1 protein-coding gene is annotated in these 1532 nt (G+C 66.3%); it reads left to right on the top strand.

Features of this window, described 5'->3' with window-relative positions:
- Positions 1-29 precede the first annotated feature (29 nt).
- On the top strand, positions 30-1532 hold a 1503-nt coding region (locus D2K64_RS23520), incomplete at its 3' end, for an MBOAT family O-acyltransferase (protein ID WP_157986108.1).

Here is a 1532-nt window from a genome sequence, read left to right as displayed (position 1 = left end):
CGGATGTCTTGTTGGAAGGATGTTCCAGCATGCTGTTTAACTCGGCCACCTTCATCATTGGCTTTCTGCCGGTGGTGCTGCTCGGCTTTTTCCTGTTTGCCGGAACCGGACGGCAGCGCCTGGCCGGATTGTGGCTGACGCTGGCCTCGCTGGTGTTCTATGGCTGGTGGGATCCCCACTACGTGCCGCTCCTGGTGGGCAGCATGGCGGCCAACTACCTGCTGGGCGGATGGCTGCTGAAGCATCCTTCACGGCTGGTGCTGGTGCTCGGCATCGCCGGCAACCTGCTGCTGCTGGGCTACTACAAATACACCGGCTTCCTGCTCGGTGCCGTGGACGGCGCCCTCGGCCTGGGCTGGGACGTGCCCAACATCATCCTGCCGCTGGCCATCTCCTTCTTCACCTTCCAGCAGATCGCCTATCTGAGCGACGCGCATGACGGCGCGGTGGTGGAGCACGACTTCCTGAACTACTGCCTGTTCATCACCTTCTTCCCGCACCTGATCGCCGGGCCCATCACCCATCACCGGGAGATGCTGTCGCAGTTCAGCAATCCGGATAATTTCCGCCCGCGCGTCGACAACATCTCGGTGGGCGCCACGCTGTTCGTGCTCGGCCTGTTCAAGAAGGTGGTGTTCGCCGACCCGATGGGCGCCGAGGCCGGGCCGGTCTTCGCCGCCGCGCAGGCCGGCGCCGCGCTGCCGATGCTGGATGCCTGGTCGGGCGCCCTGGCCTACGCGCTGCAGCTGTATTTCGACTTCTCCGGCTACACCGACATGGCGATCGGCCTCGGCCTGCTGTTCGGCATCAGCCTGCCGCCGAACTTCAACAGCCCCTACAAGGCGCACAACGTCATCGAGTACTGGTCGCGCTGGCACATGACGCTGACGCGGTTCCTGACCGCCTATGTCTACAACCCGATCGTGCTGCGGGTGACCCGCGCCCGCGTCGCCGCCGGCAAGCCGGTGCCGAAGCGCGGCAAGATGACCACCGGCACCTTTGTTGCGCTGGTCGCCTATCCGACGCTGCTGACCATGTTCATCTCCGGCGTGTGGCACGGCGCCGGCTGGCAGTTCGTGGCCTTCGGCCTGCTGCACGGCTTCTACCTGGTGGTGGCGCATGGCTGGCGGGCGCTGAAGACCCGCTGGGGCTGGAAGCTGGACAGCGACAAGCTGGTCCACCGCGTGCCGGCGATCGCCCTGACCTTTGTTTGCGTGGTGATCGGCGCCGTGTTCTTCCGCGCCCCCAGCCTGTCCGCGGCGCTGACCCTGCTGCAGGGCATGGCCGGGCTGAACGGCATCCTGTTCCCCACCTCCTTCGAGCGCATCCCCGGCATGGCGGCGCTGGCCGGCGCGCTGGGCATCCCGTTCCAGCCCGGTCCGTTCTTCCGGCCGCTGGTCGGCCTGCAGATCGCAGCGCTGCTGGTGTTCTGCTGGAGCATGCCCAACACCCAGCAATTCCTCCGCCACTACCGCACGGCGCTGAACTGGCGGCCCAAAACCAGCCAGATGCAGCAATGGCTGCCGGCCGCC

It is taken from the genome of Teichococcus vastitatis (genome assembly GCF_003604215.1).
Taxonomy (GTDB): domain Bacteria; phylum Pseudomonadota; class Alphaproteobacteria; order Acetobacterales; family Acetobacteraceae; genus Pseudoroseomonas; species Pseudoroseomonas vastitatis.
This window is presented reverse-complemented; position numbering and strand designations above follow the sequence as displayed.